Below are 15093 nucleotides of genomic sequence, written 5' to 3'. Positions count from 1 at the left end.
GTAGGCGCGGGCCTGCCCCCCGCTCTATGCGACCATAGTCGCGAAGGCCGCGGTTGCGCCTAGGGGAAGCGCCCTCACCGTGCAATATTATGCGCATGCAGAGCGCCCGTGATACCTCTTCCGTCAGTGTCGTATTTGTGTCCCTTGCCGCGCTGGTCGCCCTGTGGGCAGGCGCCGCGTGGATCACGGCAGACGCGAGCGTTTTACCCGGCCCCGCCGAGGTCTGGCGCATCGCCACGCTGGAGGCGCAGAGCGGAGAGCTTTTGCGCCACATCGCGGCCACCCTGCGGCGGGTCGCCTTTGCCTTTGCGCTGGCATTCGGGCTGGGCGCGTTGCTGGGTCTGGCGCTGGGGCTGGTGCCATGGGTCAATCGCTGGCTGGGACCATGGGTGACGGTGCTGTTGAACGTGCCTGCACTCGTGGTCATCGTGCTGTGCTATCTATGGATCGGGCTCAACGAAGTTGCGGCGATCACCGCCGTGGCGGTCAACAAGACGGCGATGGTCGCCGTGACCCTGCGCGAAGGGTTGCGCGCGCTTGATCCCGGCGTGGCGGACATGGCGCGGGTGTTTCGCATGTCTCGCGCCGCGCGGCTGCGCCACATCATCGCGCCGCAGCTGGCCCCCTATATCGCGGGTGCTGTGCGCAACGGGCTCGCCATCATCTGGAAGATCGTGCTGGTTGTCGAGTTTCTGGGCCGCTCCGACGGGGTCGGCTTTCAGATCCACCTTTATTTCCAGCTGTTCGAGACCGGATACGTGATGGCCTACGCGCTCAGCTTTGTGGGTGTGATGCTGGCGATTGAATACGGCCTGCTGCAACGCTGGGAATCGCACAGCCGTCGCTGGCGCGTGACCTAGAGTGCTCTTTTGCTGGGCAATTGCCGCCTGATCTGATGCTGCACCTTTCAGTCGCTCGCACAGGCTGTCATTGTAGCGCCATGAGCGACGAACCTCCCCTTTCCGCCTCCCTCAGCCGGATGATCGCGGACCACCTGACGCGGATCTACCCCGATCTGGACGCCGATATTCTGGCAAGCCACGTCATCGACGCCTTCTGGCCAGACGACACCAGCCGCCGCCGCCGCGCACGTCGTCCGGGTAATTCGATGTGGTCGCAGCGCGACGCGCTGCTGATCACCTACGGTAATTCGCTGATCGACGGGGTGCATAAACCGCTGGATCTGCTCAATGATTTTCTGCGTCGCGACATGCGGGGCGTGGTCAACGGTGTGCATATCCTGCCCTTCTTTCCCTATACCTCAGACGACGGCTTTGCCGTGTCGGATTTTGAGCGGGTCGATCCACAGCTGGGCGACTGGCCCGACATCAACCGCATCGCGGGCGCGTTCCAGCTGATGTCGGATCTGGTGCTCAACCATGTGTCGAGCCAGGGCGCGTGGTTCAACGCCTACCGCCAGCGGCAAGACCCCTTTGATCAGTTCTTTTTCGAGGCCTCGCCCGACGATGATCTGTCGGACGTCGTGCGCCCGCGCACTACGCCGCTGCTGCAAGAGGTCGACACCTCGGACGGGCCACGCCACGTCTGGTGTACCTTCAGCCACGACCAAATTGATCTGGATTTCCGCAATCCACGCGTGTTGATGGAATTCCTGCGCATCATCCGTCTGCATCTGGACAATGGCGTGCGCATCATCCGTCTCGATGCGGTGGCGTTTTTGTGGAAAGAGGTCGGATCGCCGTCGATCCACCTGCCGCAGACCCACGAGATCGTAAAGCTCATGCGCACGCTCGCGAATTTCGCGACCGAGCCGATGATCCTCGTGACCGAGACGAACGTGCCCAAGGCCGAAAACCTCAGCTATTTCGGCGCGCGCGACGAGGCGCATGTGATCTATAATTTCCCGCTGCCGCCGCTGGTGTTGCAGGCGCTGCTGTCGGGGTCAGCCGCGCATCTGAACAAGTGGCAGCGCGGGATGCCCCCCGCACCGCTGGGCTGTGCCTATCTGAATTTCACCGCCAGCCACGACGGCATCGGGATGCGCCCCGCCGAGGGGACGATCCCCGCCGAGGATCAGGCCCGCGTCATCGAAACGGTCAAACGCAGCGGCGGCCTTGTCTCGATGCGCACGCTACCGGACGGGAGCGAGGCGCCCTACGAGATCAATTGCACCTACTTCGAGGCGCTCAAGGAAACCCATGACGGCCCGGACGATCATCACATCGCGCGGTTCCTGTGCTCCCAGACCATCGCGATGTCGCTGGAGGGGATCCCGGCGTTCTATATCCATTCGCTATTGGCCACGCCCAACGATCACGAGGGCGTCGCGCGGCGCGGGATGAACCGCGCGATCAACCGGCACCGCTGGAACTACGACGATCTGCGCGCGCGGCTGGAAAGCGACACGCCCCAGCGCACAGTCCTGAATGCCCTGCGCAACCGCCTGCGCGTGCGGCGCAAACAGGCGGCGTTTCATCCCAACGCCACGCAGTTCACGCCCAAACTGGGCGATGACCGCGTGTTTGGTGTCTGGCGGCAAAGCATCGACCGACAGCAATCCGTGTTCGCGTTGCACAATGTCAGCAGCGACAGCGTGACCCTGCCCGCCGACGTGCTCAACCTGATCGAGGATGAAACATGGGTCGATCTGCTGTCAAACGAGCCCGTGGCGGAAGGGGAGATCACCCTCGCCCCCTACCAATGCCGCTGGATCAGCAACGGGGGTCACTGAAACTCCGCCTCATCGGCAAGTGCTGCGGCCTGCATGTCACGCAGGAAATCCGGATCGGCGGAATGCACGCGGTTCCACGTCGGGATGAACGGCGTCTCGTGCGGATTGTCGAGGAAGGTCTGCCCCGCGCGCATCAGGCTTTCAGCGAACAACTCGATCGAGACTTCCTCGGCGTGGCGATTGATCGTCAGCCCGTTCATCTTGGCGTCTGTATAATAGGCCTCCAGCAGATCGAGCGCGGTGCGGTAATACGTGGCCTTGAGCGTGCGAAAGGTATTGGCGGTGAAGACCGTACCGTCGGCGGCAATCTTGCGGAACACCGCCTTGCAGATGTCGGTCGCCATGCGGTTAAGCCCGGCACTCGCGTCCTCTGGGCTCAGATCCTGGTGCTTGTGATCGTAGGCATCCGCGATTTCGACCTGGCAGACGGCCTTGGGGGCGAGGTTGCGCCACGCCTCTGACAGCACGCCGATTTCCAAGCCCCAGTCGGACGGGATGCGCAGATCGGGCAGGATGTTGGTGCGCATGGCAAATTCGCCCGACAGCGGATAGCGAAAGCTGCGCAGATAATCGATATAATCGCGATCCCCAATCACCCGCTTGAGGGCGATCAGCAGCGGGCTGACCAGCAGCCGCGTCACCCGCCCGTTCATCTTTCCGCTGCCGATGCGGGCGTAATACCCTTTGGCAACCTGGTAGGGGAAATTCGGATTTGCGACCGGATAAATCAGCCGCGCCAGCAATTCGCGGTCGTAGGTCAGGATATCGCAATCGTGGATCGCCATGACCTCGCTGTCGGCGCACCCCAGCAGATATCCCATCGCGGACCAGACATTTTTGCCCTTTCCCGCCTCGGACGGGTACAATCCAAGCCCGTCAAGCCGCTCACCCAGTTGCTTCATGCGCGGGCTGTCGTTCCAGATGACCATGTGGTTCTGGTTCAACCCCTCAAAAAACTTCCGCGCGTGGCGAAACTGTGCCTCATCCGCCCGGTCGAGCCCCACGATGATCCGGTGCAGGTAGCTGACCTGCGACAGCTCGCTGAGGATCTTTGGCATCGCCTCGGTCTCGAGCTCTGAGTAAAGGCACGGCAGGATCAGCGACATGCGACGATTCTGTGCAAAGGTCTCAAGCTCGTGCGTCATCTCGGCCAGCGAGCGATTGCGCAGGTTATGCAGTGTGGCAATGTTGCCGTTCTGGTGGAAGTCGACCATGGGGGCCCCTTATTCGTGTCCTAGTCTATCAAGTAACCCGCACACGCTGTCGGTCCATCCCTTTGGGCCGGGTGCGGCGCTGCGGAGTATCCTGCCCGCCGCCTCACCCTTGAGGGGCGGCAGGGGCGCGCGGTGCGGGTTCGCGATGATCACACCGTAATCCGCCGCCTCAAGCATTTCGGTATCGTTGGGCGCATCCCCCAACGCGAGGGTCTTCACGCCGGGATAGCGCGCGCGCACCTGCGCCATCGCATCCCCCTTGGTGCGCCCGAACGACAGCGTGAGGTACCGCCCGCCCTCGCGCGCGTGAACACCCTTGTCGCCCAGCGCGGAAATGAACGCCGTGCGGCCAGCATCGCTGCCGTGCCACAGCCCCGGCTCGGAAAACCGGCGATCCCGCGCACGTCCCGCATCCTCGCGCGGCAGGCCAGTCTGTGCGGCAACCTCCGCGTCTGTCATATCCCCAAATCCGGTATAGGGCGCGCGCAGATCTGTGGGCAGATCGTCCAGCAGCGCCCGCAAGCGTTTGTACTCATCGCCCGCCGTTTCACCCCCCAGCCCGATCACACCGGCCCCGTTTTCGACAATCGCCGGATGCGCGTGCAAATCCATCGCCTCTTGCAGCACGGTAATCTCGGCGGCGGTTTTGCTGGAGGTCAAGATGACCGGCGCGCCAAGGGCAGCCAGACGCGCCAGCGCGGGGCGCGCGGGCGACCAATCGTAGGTTTCATGATCCAGCAGGGTGCCGTCGAGATCGGAGAACACAAGGAGGGGCGGCAACTTCATCCTCTTATGGTTGAGTGCCACGCGTCGATGTTCAAGCGCAAAACGCCCTACACCCGCAGACGAAAGCCCTTTGCGATATGGCGGCGCACAAAACCGATCAACAACAGGGCAGGCACCAGCGACAGCACCGTCATCGCCATCACCAGCCCCACATCGGTGCGAAAGCCGAACAATCCGTCGATGGCCATGGTGATTGGCTTGCCTCCGGTTGAGGTAAGGATGCGGGCAAAGACGACCTCGACCCATGAGAACACAAAGCAAAAGAATGCCGCCACCCCGATCCCCGGCGCGATCATCGGCACCAGATGGCGCAGGAAAAACCGCGGCAGGCTGTAGCCGTCGAGAAACGCGTTCTCGTCAAAATCGCGGGGGATGGCGGAGATGAAGCTTTCGAGGATCCAGATCGCGATGGGGATGTTGAACAGGCAGTGCACCAGCGCAATGGCGAAAGGCGTATTCAACAGCCCCACCTGCGCAAACAGCAGGAACACCGGCAGCGACAACACCACCGGCGGCATGATCCGAAACGCCAGCAGCATCAGCAGCACGTGGCGATCACCCACAAAACGGTAGCGCGACAGCGCGTAGGCGGCGGGCAAGGAGACGGCCAGCGTCAGCGCGACATTGGCGCTCACGTAGATCAGTGAGTTTGCCAGCGACGCCGTCAGCGCCGGATCCCCTGCAATCGCGCGGTAATTCCTGAGCGACAGGCTGCCTACCATTTCGCCGGGATGAGGGAGCGTGACCGTAAAGCTCAGCATGAGCATCTGCGCAAAAGGCGCGAGGATAAACGCCGCGACAGCAACAAGGGTAAGCGCGCGCATCACGACCGCTCCCGCAGCCCGCGCAATACCAACGTGAAAGCCCAGGCCAGCGTCAGCACCAACAGCACATAGAGCACCGAGCGCGCGGCGGCGGGACCGTAGTTGAAGGCGGCGATCTCCTCCCCCAGATCCAGCGCGAGGAACGTCGTCGCCCCGTCCGGCCCGCCCGCGTTAATGCCGAAGGCTTCGGTATAGATCATCAGACTGTCCATCACGCGCAGCACCAGCGCCATCATCAACACGCCGGTCAGGCGCGGCAGCTCGACATGGCGAAAGATCTGAACACGGCCAGCGCCGTCAATGGCCGCCGCCTGATAATACGCACCCGGTATTGCCGAAAGGCCCGAATACGAAAGGATCGCCACCAGCCCGACCCAATGCCACGTATCCATCGCAAGGATCAGTGCCCAGCTGTGCCAAGCGTTGAATTTATAGTCGAACCCGATACCCAGCGCGGCCATCGCCCGCCCGGCAAGGCCGGTCTCAACATCGACAAACCCCAGCCAGATCCCCGGGATCATGTTCCATGGCACCACCAGCGGCATCGCCAGAACCATCACACAAACGCTGCCCCAAAGCGCATTGCGCGGCAACAGCAGGGCGATGCCCACGCCCAGCGGAAACTGGATGAACACCACCAGCGCAGTGAAGAGTGCACTGCGCCCCAGTGCGGCCCAGAGTGCGGGATCGCGCAGCAGGTCAGCGTACCATTCGGTGCCGACCCAGAAGCGATCCTTGAGCGTGAAGATATCGAAGAATGAATAGTTGATGACCGAGATCAGCGGGATCAGCCCCACAAATACAAGAACCGCCAGCGCCGGCAGCACCAGTATCCACGCGCGGTTGTCGGGCGGCGGCACGGGCTATTGCGCGGCGCGCAGAACGCGGATGTAGGCGGCAGGGTCCAGCGGGGCCGCCCCCTTCCGCGAGGATGACGTATCGGGCGCCAGCGCCGCCATGTCGCCGTGGGCATCGGGCGCCACGCCCCAATCGGCCAGCCGACCAAGGCCCAGATCGTCGATCCACGCATCAAAGCGGTCCAGCGGATCGCCCCGCCCGGGCAATGCTTCGTCCATTATCTCAAGTACCTCGCGCACACGTGGCAAATCCGGCGTCTCGCGCAGGGTTGGGCCCAGAAACCGCCCGCACAGCCCGCCGTGCGGTGCATCAAAACGCCCCCCGACGATGGAGGCCAGCCCATGCGCCGCGCCAAGCCCACCGTTGGCAAGCGCGAGACCACTGGCGAGGCTGACCCACGCCATCTCGTCGAAGGGGCCCCCGTCCAGCACCGCTGGCAACGCGCGCAGACCCCGCGCAATCGCCGGGTGGCTCAGCGCGTCTGTGAACGGGCTGGCGTGGCGGGAGGTATAGGCCTCGATCACCTGACAGATTGCGTCGAGGCCCGATTGCAGGACGACCTGCCTCGGGGCGCCTGCCATCAGATCGGGATCTACAAACGCATGGGTCGGCGTGATTGCCGTTCCCCGCAGGCTGACCTTGGCGCCGCGCGTGGGGATGTCGATAACGGCATTCGCCGTCACCTCGGCGCCGGTGCCCGCCGTCGTTGGTACCGCAATGCAGGGAATATCTGGAGGTCGAGCGAGCGTACCAGCGGGGATCCGGTCAAAATTGTCGTCAAGCGGGGCACCCTGCGAGAGGGCGAATGCCAGCGCTTTGCCCGTGTCCATGACTGATCCGCCGCCGCACGCGACCACCGCGCGGATGGGCGTTCCCCGCGCCGCGGCAAACGCCTCGGCCAGATTGGGGACGGAGGGTTCACCCGATACCCGCACCTCGAAAAGGTCCTGATCCTTGAGCCACCGGGCGGCCGCGTCCGCCGCGGCGCTGGCGCCCCGCACCAGCAGCACACGCCCGGGACCGCCCGGCAGCCCCGTCGCGATCTCCTGCCCCACGCCCGCGCCAAAGCGTATCCGGGTCGGGCTGTTGATTCCGAAGCTGCTCAATAGCTTAACGTCGCCTGCACCGCGCGCTGCCAGTCGGTGTATTTAGCGGCACGGGTGTCGGCGCTCATCTGCGGCTCAAAGGATCGCTCGAGCGCCCATGTCTTGGCAAATTCCGCCTGCGCGGGCATCACGCCCGTTTGCATCCCGGCCAGCCACGCAACCCCCAGCGCCGTCGTTTCTAGCACCTTGGGGCGATCTACCTGCGCGCCGATGATATCTGCAAGAAACTGCATCGCCCAATCGGACGCGCTCATCCCCCCGTCCACGCGCAACACGGCTTCTCCACCCTGCCCCTGCCAATCGGCACGCATGGCGTCCAGCAGATCGCGGGTTTGGTAGCCCACGCTTTCCAATGCGGCGCGCGCCATCTCTTCGGGACCGGAATTCCGGGTCAGACCAAAGATCGCACCGCGCGACTGCGCGTTCCAGTAGGGCGCGCCAAGGCCGGTAAAGGCCGGCACAAGGATCACGCCCTGTTCAGGATCGGACGCTTCGGCCAATGGCTGCGTCTCGGACGCCTCGCGAATGATCTTGAGCCCGTCGCGCAGCCACTGCACCACGGCCCCGGCGATAAAGATCGACCCCTCCAGCGCATAGGTCGGCTTGCCGTCCAGCTGGTAGGCAATCGTCGTCAGCAGGCGGTTTGAGGAGCGCACGATCGTGTCACCGGTATTGAGCAGCGCAAAACATCCGGTGCCGTATGTTGATTTGAGCATCCCCGGCTCAAAGCATGCCTGACCGATGGTGGCCGCCTGCTGATCGCCCGCAACGCCGTTGATCGGAATGGGCCGACCAAACAGATCGGCGCGACATTCGCCGAAATCATCCGCGCTGTTCTTGACCTGTGGCAGCATCTGCATGGGGATGTCCATCAGCTCACAGATCTCGGTGCTCCATTCCCCTTCGCGAATGTCGTAAAGCATCGTGCGGGCGGCGTTCGTGGCGTCGGTCGCATGCACCTTGCCGCCTGTCAGGCGCCAGATGATGTAGCTGTCGACGGTGCCAAACAGGAGCTTGCCGTCCTGCGCCTTTGCCCGCGCGCCCTCGACCGTGTCGAGGATCCATTTCAGCTTGGTCCCCGAAAAATACGGATCCAGCAGAAGGCCCGTGCGTTCCGCAACCATATCCGCGTGCCCAGCGTCGCGCAGTTCCTCGCAGTACGCCGATGTCCGGCGATCCTGCCAGACGATGGCGTTATAGATCGGCTTGCCCGTCTCGCGGTCCCAGACCACCGTCGTTTCGCGCTGGTTGGTGATACCGATCGAGGCGATATCGCCAGCGTCGATGCCCGCGCGTTCGATCACGGCCCGGCAGGTGCCGGCGGTCGTCGCCCACAGATCGCTTGGATCATGCTCGACCCAGCCGGAATGCGGAAAATGCTGGGGGAATTCTTCCTGCGCGGTAGCGGTGGGGCTCAACCCTTCGTCAAACAGGATCGCGCGGGTCGAGGTTGTGCCCTGATCGATGGCAAGAACGTATTTCATGAAGCGGTCCCTTTTGCAGTGGCGGGGGTTCCGTGCCCCGAGGGGTCAGACCAGACCACCAGATAGGGTTAAAACGTGCAAGGGGCCGGGGCGCATCCGCCCCGGCCCGGTTTATCGCGGCACGCTTACTGCCAGGACTTGATCAGCTCGTCGTAGGCGACGGTCTGTGGCTCTTCGTCCTCGTTTTCAAGCTTGGCGTAGGGGGCGCCGGGCTGGCTGAACCAGTATTCGGCGTCCTGCTCTTCGTTCATGACGGGGCCCAGATCACCCTGGACGCCGGCACGCTCAAGACGCTCCAGCACACGCTCCTGATCGGCACACAGCTGATCGAGCGCTTCTTGGGGTGTCTTTGCACCCGACATGGCGTCGCCGATGTTCTGCCACCACAGCTGCGCGAGCTTGGGGTAGTCAGGTACGTTGGTACCGGTGGGCGACCATGCCACGCGCGCGGGCGAGCGGTAGAATTCCACCAGACCCCCCAGACGCGGCGCGCGCTCGGTAAAGTGCTCGCTGTCGATGGTACTTTCGCGGATGAAGGTCAGACCGACATCGGATTTCTTGAGATCCACCGTCTTGGACACCACGAATTGTGCGTAGAGCCAGGCGGCCTGTGCACGGTCAACCGGCGTCGATTTCATCAGCGTCCACGAACCGGCATCCTGATAGCCGATCTTCTGGCCCTCTTTCCAGTAGACACCGTGCGGTGAGGGAGCCATCCGCCACTTGGGCGTGCCGTCCTCGTTCATCACCGGCAGGTCAGGCTCGACCGTAGCGGCGGTGAAGGCGGTGTACCAGAACATCTGCTGCGCGACGTTGCCCTGCGCGGGGATGGGCCCCGCCTCGGAGAATGTCATGCCGGCTGCCGCGGGGGGCGAGTATTTCTGGAGCCATTCGATCGCCTTGGTCACGGCGTAGACCGCCGCAGGCGAGTTCGTCGCCCCGCCGCGTGCCACGCAGGAACCCGTAGGCTGCGAGTTTTCGTTCACGCGGATGCCCCATTCGTCGACGGGCAGGCCGTTCGGCTCACCCACGTCGCCCATCCCGGCCATGGACATCCACGCGTCGGTGTAGCGCCAGCCAAGGCTTGGGTCTTTCTTGCCGTAGTCCATGTTGCCAAAGACTTCGCCCTCGACGTCGAGGTGGCTCAGATCGCGACCGGTAAAGAACTCGGCGATGTCTTCATAGGCGGACCAGTTGACCGGCACGCCCAACTCATAGCCGTAGGCCTCCTGGAAGTCGGCCTTGTTCTTTTCGTCGTTGAACCAGTCGTAGCGGAACCAGTAGAGGTTCGCGAACTGCTGTGTCGGCAGCTGATAGAGCTTGCCATCGGGGCCGGTGGTAAAGCTGGTGCCGATGAAATCCTCGACGTCCAGCGTCGGCAGGGTCACATCAGCGCCCTCACCCGCCATCCAGTCGGTCAGGTTGCGCACCTGCTGATAGCGCCAGTGCGTGCCGATCAGATCGGAGTCGTTGATATAGGCGTCATAGATGTTCTCGCCCGACTGCATCTGCGTTTGCAGTTTTTCGACCACGTCTCCCTCGCCGATCAGATCGTGGGTGACCTGAATTCCGGTGATCGCCGTAAAGGCGGGGGCGAGCACTTCGCTTTCGTACTGGTGCGTTGCAATTGTTTCAGAGACGACCTTGATCTCCATGCCCTCAAACGGCTTTGCCGCGTCGACAAAGAATTGCATCTCGGCCTCTTGCGCGGCGCGGTCGAGCGTCGACAGATCACCGATTTCAGTGTCGAGGAACTGCTTGGCGGCCTCCATGTCGGCAATCGCGGGGGTGCCCAGCATCCCCAGCGCAAACACGACCGCCGTGCTTGATTTCAGATTCAGTTTCATTTGATCCTCCCGGTTGTTGAAACTTGTTTTTGGTTAGTGCCCCGCGCCCGATGAGGGCACGCGGCGGTGGTTCAGACGAAGCGGAAAACCGCAACGGCATAGAAAAGACACACGAGCAGCGCCCACGGCTGGCTGGCGCCCACCAGCCCGAGCCACGCGAGATTGATGAAGGCCGATCCCAGCAGCGTGATGAATAACCGATCCCCCCGCGTCGTCTCCATCCCGAGAATCCCGCGGCGCGGGGTTTCGGGGTAGCGCGCGGCCAACACCGTGAACACGATCAGCGTGCTCGCGATGATGATAAAGAACAGGGCCGTGGGCCAGGTCCATGCCATCCAGTCCATCAAACGGTCCTCCAAGTTCGTGTGGCGCGCATCACACCCTCCCCAGGGCAAAGCCCTTGGCGATGTAGTTGCGCACAAAGTAGATGACGAGCGCGCCCGGCACGATGGTCAGCACGCCAGCCGCCGCCAGCACCCCCCAGTCGATGCCCGCCGCCCCTTGGGTGCGGGTCATGATCGCGCTGATGGGTTTGGCGTCCACCGTGGTCAGCGTGCGCGACAGCAGCAGTTCCACCCAAGAGAACATGAAACAAAAGAACGCCGCGACCCCGATCCCGCTGGAAATAAGCGGCATGAAGATTTTTACAAAGAACCGCCCGAACGAATAGCCGTCGATATACGCGGTCTCGTCGATCTCCTTGGGCACGCCGCGCATGAACCCTTCGAGGATCCAGACCGCCAGCGGCACGTTGAACAGGCAATGCGCCAGTGCCACGGCGATATGCGTGTCGAACAACCCGACCGAGGAATAGAGCTGGAAGAACGGCAGCGCGAACACGGCAGGCGGCGCCATGCGGTTGGTAAGCAGCCAGAAAAACAGATGCTTGTCGCCCAGAAACGTGTAGCGGCTGAAGGCATAGGCGGCAGGCAGCGCCACGGCGAGGCTGATCGCGGTGTTCATCAGCACATAGATCAGCGAGTTGACGTAGCCCATGTACCATGCCGGATCGGTGAGGATCGTGGCGTAGTTGGCAAACGTCAGATTGTTGGGCCACAGCGAGAAGGTATTGAGGATCTCGGTGTTCGTCTTGAGGCTCATGTTCAGCAGCCAGTAGATCGGCAGCAGCATGAACAGCAGATACAGCGTCATGACGATGACCGATCCGCGCACCTTCAGGCGGCGCTTGGCGGGGGCGGCATCGGTCAGCTTGCCGGGGATTGCAGAGACGTCGGTCATGCTCAGGACCCCTTGTTATCCATGGTCGTCATCACGGTGTAGAACACGTAGGAAATGCTCAGGATGACGAGGTAATACATGATCGAGAAGGCCGCGGCGGGGCCAAGGTCGAACTGCCCCAGCGCCATTTTCACCAGATCGATCGACAAAAGCGTCGTGGCGTTGCCCGGACCACCGCCGGTGACGACGAACGGCTCGGTGTAGATCATGAAACTGTCCATGAAGCGCAGCAGGATCGCGATCATCAGCACGCCCGCCATCTTGGGCAGCTCGATATAGCGGAACACGGCCCAGCGACTGGCCTGATCGATCTTGGCGGCCTGATAATAGGCGTCGGGGATGGATTTCAGACCGGCAAAGGCCAGCAGCGCCACCAGCGACGTCCAGTGCCAGACATCCATCACGATGATCGTGGCCCAGGCGGCAAAGGTATCCTGCGTGTAGTTGTAATTGATCCCCAGCGCGTCGAGCGTGTAGCCCAGCAGCCCGATATCCACTCGGCCAAAGATCTGCCAGATCGTACCGACCACGTTCCACGGAATGAGCAGCGGCAGCGACATCAGGACAAGGCACAGCGACGACCAGAACCCGGATTTCGGCATGTTGAGCGCCACGAAGATGCCCAGCGGAATTTCGATGGCCAGGATGATGCCCGAGAACATCAGCTGTCGGCCCAGCGCGTCCCACATCCGATCACTGTCGAGCATTTCCTTAAACCACTCAAGCCCCGCCCAGAAGAACTGGTTCTGCCCGAAAGTATCCTGCACCGAGTAATTCACCACCGTCATCAACGGGATCACCGCCGAGAAGGCCACCAGCAGCAGCACCGGCAGGATCAGGAACCACGCCTTTTGATTATGGGTCTTGTTCATGCTGCCCCCTCCGCACGCCAATCATCGACGTAGACATTCACATGCGCCGGATCGAAAGCGACATGCGCGCTCTCTGACGGCACGGCCTCACCTTCACCCGCGACGATGTTGACCTCCTGGCCGAACAGATCCGCGCGCACGATCTTGTGGCGGCCAACGTCCTCGACCCGGCGCACGCTGACCGGCAGGCCCGTGTCGCCCAGTTTCAGGAATTCGGGGCGCACGCCCAGCTCGACCTTGCCCGCGAGCGGCCCGTACCCTTGCGCGAGGCTGAGTTGGTGGCCCTGAACGGTGGCCGTCTTGCCGCTTACCTCCGCCGGGATCACATTCATGCCCGGCGAGCCGATGAAGTAGCCTACGAAGGTATGCGCGGGCCGCTCAAACAATTCCTGCGGCGTGCCGATCTGCACCACGCGGCCGTCGTACATCACGACGACCTTGTCGGCAAAGGTCAGCGCCTCAGTCTGGTCATGGGTGACGTAGATCATGGTGTGACCAAATTCATGGTGCAGCGATTTCAGCTGCGTGCGCAATTCCCATTTCATATGCGGGTCGATCACCGTCAGCGGCTCGTCGAACAGCAGCGCATTCACGTCCTCGCGCACCATTCCCCGCCCGAGCGAGATCTTTTGCTTTGCATCCGCCGTCAGCCCCGCGCACGTTTATCGAGCGTGTCCTCCATCCCGATCATCGCCGCGATCTGCTGCACGCGCTCGGCGACGTAAGACGGCTTTGCCCCCCGGTTGCGCAGCGGGAACGCCAGATTGTCGCGCACCGTCATCGTGTCGTAGACCACCGGGAACTGGAACACCTGCGCGATGTTGCGATCGGCGGTGCTGGCGCGCGTGACATCCTTATCGTCGAACAGGATGCGCCCCTGACTGGGATGCAGCAAACCCGAAATGATATTGAGCAATGTCGATTTCCCGCACCCCGACGAGCCCAGCAGCGCGTAGGCCTCCCCATCCGCCCACGTATGGTTCAACTCCTTGAGCGCAAAATCATCCTCGCCGCCCGGCTTGGGCAGGTAGGAATGGGCGAGGTTGTCGAGGGTTATCTTGGCCATCGCGCGCTCCTCAGGCCGCGGCCGCGTAAGCGGCAGGAGCCACCAGCGCGCCGTCGGCGTCAAAAATGTAGATGTGGGCGGGGTTCAGGTACACCGGCAGCGCCGCGCCCAAAGCCAGTTGATGCACGCCATGCACAAGGCCGACCCAGGTTTCGCCGTGGTGATCGAGGTGAATGAACGTCTCCGAACCGGTAAGCTCGGTCACCTTCAGCTTGGTGTCAAAGGTGATCGCCTCGGCACTTGGCGTGATTTCCAGATGGTTGGGCCGGAACCCGGCGAGGTAGCTGCCGTCCGCAAGGGCCGCCAGCGTACCCGTGACCGCAGCGGTTTGCCCAGCGCCAAAGCGGATCTCACTGCCCGCTTTGGTCAGCTGCAGAAAATTCATCGGCGGATCGCTGAACACACGCGCTGTCGTCGCATCGACGGGCTTGCGGTAGACGGAGGGCGTCGGCCCGAACTGCGTCACGCGCCCTTCCCACAAGGCGGCGGTGTTCCCGCCCAGCAAAAGCGCTTCCTCGGGTTCGGTGGTGGCGTAGACAAAGACCGATCCGGCCTCTTCGAAAATCTTGGGGATCTCGACGCGCAGCTCTTCGCGCAGTTTGTAATCCAGGTTCGCCAGCGGCTCGTCGAGCAACACCAGCCCCGCGTCCTTGACCAATGCCCGCGCCAGCGCGCAGCGTTGCTGCTGCCCGCCCGACAGCTCCAGCGGCTTGCGATCGAGCATCGGGGTAAGCTGCATCAGGTCTGCGGATTTGCGCACCGCCGCGTCAATCTCCGCTTTGGATTTACCCATCAGGCGCAGCGGGGAGGCGATGTTGTCGTAGACCGTCATCGAGGGGTAGTTGATGAACTGCTGATAGACCATCGCGACACGGCGATCCTGCACGCGCACGCCGGTCACATCACGCCCTTCCCAGATCAGACTGCCGGTGGTGGGCACATCCAGCCCCGCCATCAGCCGCATCAGCGACGTCTTGCCCGACAGCGTCGGCCCCAACAGCACGTTCATTGTGCCACGCTCAAGCGTCAGGTCGGTCGGGCGAATATGCGTCTCCCCGCTCACCACCTTGCTGACCCCTTTAAGCTCCAGTGTCATCGCCGTCTC

At 62.9% G+C, this 15093-nt stretch carries 13 protein-coding genes and 1 pseudogene; 2 read left to right on the top strand and 12 right to left on the bottom strand.

Translation table 11 applies throughout. The features are described 5' to 3' along the window. Positions 1 to 95: 95 nt before the first annotated feature. Positions 96 to 860 carry an ABC transporter permease gene (locus tag KDD17_RS01405; RefSeq protein ID WP_212704946.1) on the top strand — a complete coding sequence of 255 codons (765 nt, stop codon included), beginning with the start codon at positions 96 to 98 and terminating at the stop codon, positions 858 to 860. A gap of 80 nt (positions 861 to 940) precedes the next feature. Next, positions 941 to 2692 (top strand): alpha-amylase family glycosyl hydrolase, encoded by a 1752-nt coding sequence (locus KDD17_RS01400; RefSeq protein ID WP_212704945.1) that lies wholly within the window; start codon positions 941 to 943, stop codon positions 2690 to 2692. Here the strand turns inward: KDD17_RS01400 and KDD17_RS01395 are convergent. From KDD17_RS01395 to KDD17_RS01340, 12 genes and pseudogenes are all read right to left on the bottom strand, one after another. Then, a complete protein-coding gene (locus tag KDD17_RS01395; protein WP_212704944.1) occupies positions 2686 to 3906 on the bottom strand; it encodes a glycosyltransferase family protein in 1221 nt (406 codons plus the stop codon). The genes KDD17_RS01400 and KDD17_RS01395 overlap by 7 nt on opposite strands. A gap of 9 nt (positions 3907 to 3915) precedes the next feature. Beyond that, positions 3916 to 4692, bottom strand: a complete 777-nt coding sequence (locus KDD17_RS01390) for an HAD-IIB family hydrolase (RefSeq protein ID WP_212704943.1) — start codon at positions 4690 to 4692, stop codon at positions 3916 to 3918. A 47-nt stretch (positions 4693 to 4739) separates the two neighbouring features. Next, positions 4740 to 5516: a carbohydrate ABC transporter permease gene (locus tag KDD17_RS01385; RefSeq protein WP_212704942.1), complete on the bottom strand. Its 777-nt coding sequence runs from the start codon at positions 5514 to 5516 to the stop codon at positions 4740 to 4742. Then, on the bottom strand, positions 5516 to 6376 hold the full coding sequence (locus KDD17_RS01380) for a carbohydrate ABC transporter permease (RefSeq protein WP_212704941.1): 861 nt from the start codon (positions 6374 to 6376) through the stop codon (positions 5516 to 5518). Before KDD17_RS01380 ends, KDD17_RS01385 begins: the two co-directional genes overlap by 1 nt. Positions 6377 to 6379: 3 nt before the next feature. Then, positions 6380 to 7480 (bottom strand): iron-containing alcohol dehydrogenase, encoded by a 1101-nt coding sequence (locus KDD17_RS01375; RefSeq protein WP_212704940.1) that lies wholly within the window; start codon positions 7478 to 7480, stop codon positions 6380 to 6382. Continuing rightward, the gene (gene glpK, locus KDD17_RS01370; protein WP_212704939.1) at positions 7477 to 8964 is read right to left on the bottom strand and encodes a glycerol kinase GlpK; all 1488 of its coding nucleotides are present in this window, start codon (positions 8962 to 8964) and stop codon (positions 7477 to 7479) included. The genes KDD17_RS01375 and glpK overlap by 4 nt, the downstream gene beginning before the upstream one ends. 125 nt (positions 8965 to 9089) lie before the next feature. Beyond that, positions 9090 to 10811, bottom strand: a complete 1722-nt coding sequence (locus tag KDD17_RS01365) for an ABC transporter substrate-binding protein (RefSeq protein ID WP_212704938.1) — start codon at positions 10809 to 10811, stop codon at positions 9090 to 9092. Between the two features lie 71 nt (positions 10812 to 10882). Then, positions 10883 to 11155 (bottom strand): DUF2160 domain-containing protein, encoded by a 273-nt coding sequence (locus tag KDD17_RS01360; RefSeq protein WP_212704937.1) that lies wholly within the window; start codon positions 11153 to 11155, stop codon positions 10883 to 10885. Between the two features lie 31 nt (positions 11156 to 11186). After that, the gene (locus KDD17_RS01355; RefSeq protein ID WP_212704936.1) at positions 11187 to 12050 is read right to left on the bottom strand and encodes a carbohydrate ABC transporter permease; all 864 of its coding nucleotides are present in this window, start codon (positions 12048 to 12050) and stop codon (positions 11187 to 11189) included. 2 nt (positions 12051 to 12052) lie between these two features. Continuing rightward, positions 12053 to 12922, bottom strand: a complete 870-nt coding sequence (locus KDD17_RS01350; protein WP_212704935.1) for a carbohydrate ABC transporter permease — start codon at positions 12920 to 12922, stop codon at positions 12053 to 12055. Further along, positions 12919 to 13988 (bottom strand): annotated as a pseudogene (locus KDD17_RS01345) (ABC transporter ATP-binding protein). The gene KDD17_RS01350 and the pseudogene KDD17_RS01345 overlap by 4 nt, the downstream one beginning before the upstream one ends. Before the next feature lie 10 nt (positions 13989 to 13998). Further along, positions 13999 to 15084: an ABC transporter ATP-binding protein gene (locus KDD17_RS01340; RefSeq protein ID WP_212704934.1), complete on the bottom strand. Its 1086-nt coding sequence runs from the start codon at positions 15082 to 15084 to the stop codon at positions 13999 to 14001. Positions 15085 to 15093: the final 9 nt, after the last annotated feature.

Source organism: Sulfitobacter albidus, assembly GCF_018200035.1.
Taxonomy (GTDB): Bacteria; Pseudomonadota; Alphaproteobacteria; order Rhodobacterales; family Rhodobacteraceae; genus Sulfitobacter; species Sulfitobacter albidus.
This window is presented reverse-complemented; position numbering and strand designations above follow the sequence as displayed.

Excerpts from the sequence above, each read along its gene's own strand:
- KDD17_RS01360 (WP_212704937.1), bottom strand. The coding sequence starts at position 11,155 with ATGGACTGGATGGCATGGACCTGGCCCACGGCCCTGTTCTTTATCATC.
- KDD17_RS01385 (WP_212704942.1), bottom strand. The coding sequence starts at position 5,516 with ATGCGCGCGCTTACCCTTGTTGCTGTCGCGGCGTTTATCCTCGCGCCT.
- KDD17_RS01395 (WP_212704944.1), bottom strand. The coding sequence starts at position 3,906 with ATGGTCGACTTCCACCAGAACGGCAACATTGCCACACTGCATAACCTG.
- KDD17_RS01390 (WP_212704943.1), bottom strand. The coding sequence starts at position 4,692 with ATGAAGTTGCCGCCCCTCCTTGTGTTCTCCGATCTCGACGGCACCCTG.
- KDD17_RS01365 (WP_212704938.1), bottom strand. The coding sequence starts at position 10,811 with ATGAAACTGAATCTGAAATCAAGCACGGCGGTCGTGTTTGCGCTGGGG.
- glpK (WP_212704939.1), bottom strand. The coding sequence starts at position 8,964 with ATGAAATACGTTCTTGCCATCGATCAGGGCACAACCTCGACCCGCGCG.
- KDD17_RS01340 (WP_212704934.1), bottom strand. The coding sequence starts at position 15,084 with ATGACACTGGAGCTTAAAGGGGTCAGCAAGGTGGTGAGCGGGGAGACG.
- KDD17_RS01355 (WP_212704936.1), bottom strand. The coding sequence starts at position 12,050 with ATGACCGACGTCTCTGCAATCCCCGGCAAGCTGACCGATGCCGCCCCC.
- KDD17_RS01405 (WP_212704946.1), top strand. The coding sequence starts at position 96 with ATGCAGAGCGCCCGTGATACCTCTTCCGTCAGTGTCGTATTTGTGTCC.
- KDD17_RS01350 (WP_212704935.1), bottom strand. The coding sequence starts at position 12,922 with ATGAACAAGACCCATAATCAAAAGGCGTGGTTCCTGATCCTGCCGGTG.
- KDD17_RS01400 (WP_212704945.1), top strand. The coding sequence starts at position 941 with ATGAGCGACGAACCTCCCCTTTCCGCCTCCCTCAGCCGGATGATCGCG.